Source organism: Candidatus Propionivibrio aalborgensis (assembly GCF_900089945.1).
Classification (GTDB): domain Bacteria; phylum Pseudomonadota; class Gammaproteobacteria; order Burkholderiales; family Rhodocyclaceae; genus Propionivibrio; species Propionivibrio aalborgensis.
The window spans coordinates 1-6,655 of sequence record NZ_FLQY01000131.1 but is presented as its reverse complement, the minus strand read 5'-3'; the positions used below and the strand labels follow the sequence as shown (position 1 = coordinate 6,655).

The 6,655-nt window shown below is 57.1% G+C and carries 7 protein-coding genes; 5 read left to right on the top strand and 2 right to left on the bottom strand.

What is annotated here, in order from left to right; all coding sequences use genetic code 11:
• From PROAA_RS08015 to PROAA_RS07995, 5 genes are all read left to right on the top strand, one after another.
• Positions 1-543: hypothetical protein (locus tag PROAA_RS08015; RefSeq protein WP_222102161.1), on the top strand; the 543-nt coding region annotated here is incomplete at its 5' end.
• A 5-nt stretch (positions 544-548) separates the two neighbouring features.
• The gene (gene purN / locus PROAA_RS08010) at positions 549-1,205 is read left to right on the top strand and encodes a phosphoribosylglycinamide formyltransferase (protein WP_186410848.1); all 657 of its coding nucleotides are present in this window, start codon (positions 549-551) and stop codon (positions 1,203-1,205) included.
• A gap of 7 nt (positions 1,206-1,212) precedes the next feature.
• Positions 1,213-2,184 (top strand): DUF3108 domain-containing protein, encoded by a 972-nt coding sequence (locus PROAA_RS08005; RefSeq protein ID WP_186410847.1) that lies wholly within the window; start codon positions 1,213-1,215, stop codon positions 2,182-2,184.
• A complete protein-coding gene (locus PROAA_RS08000; protein ID WP_186410846.1) occupies positions 2,184-3,455 on the top strand; it encodes an RsmB/NOP family class I SAM-dependent RNA methyltransferase in 1,272 nt (423 codons plus the stop codon). Before PROAA_RS08005 ends, PROAA_RS08000 begins: the two co-directional genes overlap by 1 nt.
• Positions 3,452-4,750 (top strand): mechanosensitive ion channel family protein, encoded by a 1,299-nt coding sequence (locus PROAA_RS07995; protein WP_186410845.1) that lies wholly within the window; start codon positions 3,452-3,454, stop codon positions 4,748-4,750. The genes PROAA_RS08000 and PROAA_RS07995 overlap by 4 nt, the downstream gene beginning before the upstream one ends.
• Positions 4,751-5,146: 396 nt before the next feature.
• Here PROAA_RS07995 and PROAA_RS07990 read toward each other — a convergent pair whose 3' ends face one another.
• Positions 5,147-5,311 (bottom strand): hypothetical protein, encoded by a 165-nt coding sequence (locus PROAA_RS07990; protein ID WP_186410844.1) that lies wholly within the window; start codon positions 5,309-5,311, stop codon positions 5,147-5,149.
• Between the two features lie 78 nt (positions 5,312-5,389).
• On the bottom strand, positions 5,390-6,655 hold a 1,266-nt coding region (locus PROAA_RS07985; RefSeq protein WP_186410843.1), incomplete at its 5' end, for an ATP-binding protein.

Genomic DNA, 6,655 nt, shown 5'->3' with positions numbered 1-6,655 from the left:
GGAATGCACCGTATTGCAGTGAAACTCTACAAACGCAACCCGAAGGAGTGGAAGAAGTCCGGTCAGCCCAATGCCGCGGCAGCAATTGATCGCCTGTTTGCGGGTAGCCTTAATTTCCCCGAATTGGAGGGGCGGCGAGAGGGGGCTGCGGCGCTCTATGCTTTCAGCCCGAGCTATCAAGGTGACCGCGTGCTGGCGGTAATGGCCGGGCTGCTGGGGATGGTCTACGCCGCATTCGAACATAAGGATGATTTCTATATGCTCGATAGTTTGAACGAGCAGAAACTCTACAATTGTGCACGCAACATCGAGATCGCCATCTGGAAAATGTCTTCGACCCGGAACGACTCTGGCGAACTCCTTTTGGTGTCCAACGAACTGGATCCGAATAACCCGAACCTGAGTTTCGAGCGGGAGTTCGGTCGCGTTATCGGCCTGCTGGATTTCCTTTCCAAGGTGGTCGCTGACAAGAACGGCAGGATGATTACGCGCATTACGCAAAGTATTGCGACGTCGGTGTTTCTACCTGTCGGCGGGCTGTGAATCAGATGAAATCCATCGTCATTCTTATCTCCGGCCGGGGCAGCAACATGGAATCCTTGCTTGGCGCGGCCGCTACGGGTGCGCTGCCGGTGACCGTCGCGGCGGTAATTTCCAACCGCCCGGACGCAAAAGGGCTGGAAACGGCGGCCGCGCATGGTATTTCGACGCGGGTTGTCGATCACCGGCAGTTTTCCAGCCGCGAGGCCTTTGATGAAGTCCTGGCAGGTGTGATTGATTCCTTTTCACCTGATCTTGTCGTGCTGGCTGGTTTCATGCGGATTCTGAGCGATGGCTTTGTGACGCATTACGAAGGGCGGCTAATCAATATCCATCCTTCGTTGCTGCCATCCTTTCCAGGTCTGCATACCCACCTGCGCGCTCTTGAGGAGGGCGTCAGGGTGCATGGCTGCACCGTTCATTTCGTTACAACGGCGCTCGATCATGGCCCGATTGTCGTACAGGCGGCAGTGCCGGTGCTCGACGGCGATGATGAGGCCAGCCTTGCGGCACGGGTCCTGGTTCAGGAGCACACGATTTATCCGCTGGCCGTGCGCTGGTTCGCCGAAGGCCGTCTGCGTCTGATTGATGGGCGAGTCGAGTTTGACGCACCGCAAGCGAGCGAGGGGGCACTGATTTCGCCGCTGGCTCGAATTTCACCGTAGGCGGCTCATGCCTTTCGCATTGCTCATCGCCGTTGCCGCTTCGTTCGGCATACATGCAGTGGTTCTGTTCGGGCCCGATATTGACCTGTCTTACGAGCCCGAATCGTCGCCACTGATGGCAGAACTGAAGCCAATGCCACCCCCAAAGCCGAAGATCGAGCCTGTAGTAAAGCGCGAAAAACATACGGTTGCCAAAGCGAAGCCTCCCCCGCAAAAAGTGGAAACTGCGAACAGTGCCGCGCCGCTGCCAGGTCTGCCGGAGGTGTCGCCGGCAGCGGTTGAAGCACCATCGGTTGAAGCGGACTCCGTTGCTGAACCGGAGTCTGAGCCCGTGTCAGTCGTCAGGTCGCGTATGCCGGAACACGGAAGAATTCTCTACCGGGTTGATCGCGGCGACATGAAATTCGAGATCGGGAAAGCAGAGCAGGATTGGGAAATCGTCGATGGACGTTACCGGCTGCTTTCCGTAGTCGAAACCACGGGCCTGGTCAGGCTGTTCAAATCGTATACCATCGAAATGGAGAGCCGAGGCTTGATGACGGCCGAAGGGTTTCACCCGGAAACGTTTGCGATTCGGCGCAATGGCAAGGAAACCAAAGAGAAGGCCTCGTTCGATTGGGAGAACATGAAAGTACACGTCGGCGATCAGGTTGAACAGGTTCTTCATCCTGGTGCTCAGGATCTGCTTTCGTTCAACTATCAGCTCGGATTCTTGCCGCTCCCCGAGGCCGGCAATTCGATTGCAATAGCGACGGGCCGAAAATATGGTGTCTATCAACTCGAGGTGCTGGGCGATGAGGAAATCGAGGTGCCGGCTGGTGTTCTACGCACACTGCACTTGCGCGCTCCTGGTGTGAATACGACCGAACTCTGGCTAGCTTATGACTATCTGATGCTGCCGGTTAAAATCCGCCACGTCGACCGCAAGGGCGACAGCCTCGTGCAGGTCGCCATCAAAATTGAAGTGAGTCCAGAATAATGCGCTTTACACCTGCCCTTTTCAAACATGCCGAGGTACTGCTGTCAGAGTTGTTACGCTCTCCATTTCCCGCCGATCTGGTGGTTTCCCGCTACTTCCGCCAACATCGCGAACTGGGTCATGCCGATCGTGGCTTTGTCGCTGAAAGCGTTTATTCGGTGCTTCGCCGCAAGCGTTCGCTATCTGCGCGCTGTCTTGATGACGTGACCTCGCGGCGACTATTGCTCGCGTCGCTGGCCTGTGTGCAAGGCATGAACCGGCGAGAGCTGGATGCGGTATTGAGCGAAGTGGAGGGCAAGTGGCTGGCGCAGGCCAAGGCACTCAGGCTGGAGGATTTGCCACCGGCGATTCGACTTGATCTGCCGGATTGGTTGTACGAGACGCTTAAGACGCAGTTCGACACTCAGGAATTGGAGTCACTGGTCATCGGCCTCAACCAGTCCGCTCCACTCGATCTGCGCGTTAATCTGCTCAAGGCAGATCGCGAACTCGTATTGGCCCGCCTGAATGCCGATGGTCTGACGGCAGAGCCCTGCCGCTATTCGCCGCTTGGCATTCGCTTGCTGGGTAAGCCGGCACTTTCGCGCCACCCCTTGTTTCTCGACGGCAGCTTCGAGGTGCAGGATGAAGGAAGCCAGTTGCTCGGCTTTCTCTTGCAGCCGAAACGCGGCGAGATGGTCGCCGATTTCTGTGCTGGAGCCGGCGGCAAGACACTTTTGCTAGGGGCCATGATGCGCTCTCAAGGCCGGCTTTACGCCTTTGATGTGGCTGAGAAGCGTCTGGCCAAGTTGAAGCCGCGTTTGGCGCGTTCTGGACTGTCGAATGTGCATCCGGTACGCATTGAATCCGAGAATGACATCAAGATCAAGCGGCTGGCTGGCAAGCTTGATCGGGTACTGGTGGACGCGCCGTGTTCCGGACTCGGGACGCTGCGTCGCAATCCCGATCTGAAATGGCGGCAAACGCCGGAAAGCGTGGTCGAGCTGACAGCCAAGCAGGCGGCGATTCTGCGTTCGGCATCCAGTTTGGTGAAGAAGGGGGGGCGTCTCGTTTACGCAACGTGCAGTTTGCTCGATGCGGAAAACGAGGGGGTTGTGTCGTCGTTTCTCAGCGCGCATCCTGAGTTCGTCACGCTTTCTGCGGCGGAGGTGCTGCGCAGGCAGGCCATCGAAATCGATTGCGATCACTATGAAGGAGGCTTGCGATTGCGCCTGCTACCGCATCGCCATGGCACCGATGGTTTCTATTCGGCCGTGATGGAACGGCAATGAAAGACAGGCAGATGTTCGCACTGCTCCAGCAACTCTGGCGCGATTTACATTTCTCCGAATTCTACTGGGTGGCGCTGGCCATCGTCGTGATTCTGGTGTTCTCCCGCTGGTTGTCTTCGCGGCTGCGTGAGCGCCAAGGCAGTGGTATGCCTGCGCAGAATGCATTGCGAACCTTCGGAGCTGGAAGCCTGAGGAAGATTGTCTTTCCGGTACTCGCGTTGGTGTTCGTACTGGTCTTGCGCAAGGTGCTTAAAGCTGCGAAGTTGGAGAATCTTAGTCTGCTTGATCTGGCCGTTCCGCTGCTTGTTGCATGGGCACTGGCTAGTGTTTTGATCTACGTGCTGCGCTATGTTTTCCCGCAGGGCGGTTTTCTCATCAATACCGAGCGCGTGATTAAATCTTCCATATGGGGATGGGTAGCGCTTGAGATCACCGGGTTTTCCGGTCCGGTAATCGAATTGCTCGAAACGGTGAGTTTTGGCGTCGGCAGTCAGTCCATCAATCTCTGGATGTTGATGCATGGCGCAGTAACGGTATGCGTTACGCTGCTTCTTGCACTTTGGGTCGCCAGCCTGATCGAGAGCCGGTTGATGGCCGCCGGGCAGATGGATTCGAACGTGCGCGAGTTGCTGGCCAGGTTGGCCAAGGCGATTCTCCTGGTAATCGCACTGCTCAGCAGTCTGTCTCTGGTCGGTATCGATGTGACGACGCTTTCGGTGTTCAGCGGCGCCCTGGCCGTTGGCCTCGGTCTGGGCCTTCAGAAAATCGCGAGCAATTACGTGAGCGGTTTCATCATCTTGCTGGACCGCTCGATCCGGTTGGGTAATCTGGTGGCTGTCGACGAAAGGACATCGGGTACGGTGACGCAGATCACCACGCGTTACACCGTTCTGCGCACGCGGACTGGTATCGAGGTGATTATACCCAATGAGTATCTGGTGAACAATGTTGTGCGCAATCTTTCGTTCTCCGACACGAACGTTCGGGTTGAGCTGTCCGTTCAGGTGGCTTACAGTGCCGATCTGGTGAAAGCAATGAAATTGCTGGTCGAGGCGGCCCAGAGTCATACAAGGGTGCTGGACTCCCCGGCGCCGACCGTATTGCTTTCAGGGTTTGCCGACAGTGGCGTTAATCTTGAGCTACGCTTCTGGGTGTCTGACCCGGAATCTGGAACGGGTAGTATTCGTTCGGATATTGGACTGGCCGTCTGGAAAGCCTTCCGCGAGAACGGCATTGAGATTCCCTTTCCGCAGCGTGAAATCCGGATTCTTGACCAATCTTCGGCACCCGCCTGATTCCCTGTAAGGCAGCAAAAAAAATCCCGCGCCGGTCTGGCACGGGATTGAAAGGCCCACCGTTGCGATGGGTCAGGGAGGGTCAAACATTGCCAGCGGGGGACGCTGAGGCAACAACTGCATTCTAAGGATCGGCTAATCATGTGTCTGTTGCGCTTGTTCAGCCTTTGCGTGACGGCGTGTAACACGCTGCGGAAAGCAGTCATTCTTGCTTGTTTCGGGTCTTCGCTTTCCAGCAACGCCAGCCGAACCAGGCCAGTGAGCAACTGGCGGCAATGAGCAAGGCTCTGATGACTTCCATGCGTCCATCAGCGAGAAGATCCCAGGCAACAACTCCAACGAAAATGCCAACTCCTTCGGCGATCGGGAATGTTGCGTGGGGCCTTGTCATGGAGGTCAATCCGCCGGGTTCCCGAGAGGCAGCGAGGTTTCGATGGTGCGGCAACCCAGAGTGTTCAGGCAGACGTTAAGTTCGCAGTCGCATGCTGCTGCGTTTGGGGTAAGCAAATGCTGGCGGGCATTGGCGAGGAAACGTTCGCGAATCTGACTGAATTGGGGCATTCCGGGCTTCACTATCTGATTGATCATTGACCCGGGCTATGATAGTTGGTGGAGGCGCGTGCGTCTTCAGTGCTTTCGTCAGGTTTGCGTGACACTCTGTAACAGCGGCCAGCGGAGAGTGAAACGTGCTCCACCGAGGGGCGATTCGTCTACTGTCGCCGTGCCGCCGTGTTGTTCCAGAACCAGTCGCACAATGGCCAGCCCCAGGCCGTAGCCGCCGGTTGCGCGATCACGTGAGCGATCGAGTCGGGTGAAGGCATAGAACACGCGCTTTCTTTCTTCTGGTGGGATGCCGATGCCGTCGTCGTCAACATGCACGCAAATCTGTTGCTCGACGACTTCGGCGCTGACGGCAATTTTTGACTTGGCGTACTTGAGAGCGTTTCGTAGCAAGTTGGTTATGGCATACGGCATGCTCTTCAGATCCAGTTCAACACACTGAACCGGGGGCACTGCGCTAGTGTCTACGGTCAGTTCGAGCGCGCCGCCGAGAATGCGCATGGATTCCACTTCCTCCTCAAGCCAGGGTGCCAGTTCAACCGGTGTCAGATGCAGTTCCGGCTGCTCGCGCTCGAAGCGGGCATAAGTCAAGCTCGAGTCGATCAGACTGTCAAGTTCGTCAAGGTCGACGTCCATCATTTGCATCAGTCGCTGGCGGTCCGGGTGATCAGCGGATTCGGCCAGCATTTCGAGGGCGAAGCGCATACGCGCGATCGGGGTACGAAGTTCGTGCGAGATCGCGCTGGACAATTCCCTTTGGGTGGCAATCAGTCGCTGGGTGCGTTCAGCCATATCGTTGAGTGTGTCGGTCAGGAGTTCGAAGGCTCTGCTACGCGCCTCAGGGGCTCGTGCTTCAAAATGGCCTTCTCCAAGATCTCGTGCTGTCTGGCGCAATGCTTCGAGGTCGCGCCAGACGGGGCGCACCCAGAACCACACGGCGATGGCCAGACAGAGGCCGATCAGGCTCCATGTCAACAGGTGGATGCGCAATTCAAGCGGCAATGCGCGCGGTCGATCCGGGTTCGCGTCGGGCGAGAGCGGGCCGACCACAAGTATTTTCGGCGTGAGCTTCAGCCGGTGGTAGAGAACGTCGTGATCGGAATCAATGGCCAGCTCGCCGGAGTCAAGTTTTTCGGCTTGCTTCTTTGGAAGCGTGAGCGACCAGCGATCGACAATTCGCAACCTGTAGGCAAACTTGGTATCAAGGGATTTGATGGTTTTTGGCCACTCCGAGCGCGGCCTGCGAAACAGTTCGTCCTCAATCAGGACGATGGTGCCGTGCATGAAGCGGCTGGTGTAGTCGTCGGTAATGCCCTTGACGGCGGTCGAGATGACGAAATCGGC

Bases quoted from the DNA above. Each gene is read 5' to 3' on its own strand.
- purN (WP_186410848.1), top strand. From the start codon at position 549: ATGAAATCCATCGTCATTCTTATCTCCGGCCGGGGCAGCAACATGGAA.
- PROAA_RS08005 (WP_186410847.1), top strand. From the start codon at position 1,213: ATGCCTTTCGCATTGCTCATCGCCGTTGCCGCTTCGTTCGGCATACAT.
- PROAA_RS08000 (WP_186410846.1), top strand. From the start codon at position 2,184: ATGCGCTTTACACCTGCCCTTTTCAAACATGCCGAGGTACTGCTGTCA.
- PROAA_RS07995 (WP_186410845.1), top strand. From the start codon at position 3,452: ATGAAAGACAGGCAGATGTTCGCACTGCTCCAGCAACTCTGGCGCGAT.
- PROAA_RS07990 (WP_186410844.1), bottom strand. From the start codon at position 5,311: ATGCCCCAATTCAGTCAGATTCGCGAACGTTTCCTCGCCAATGCCCGC.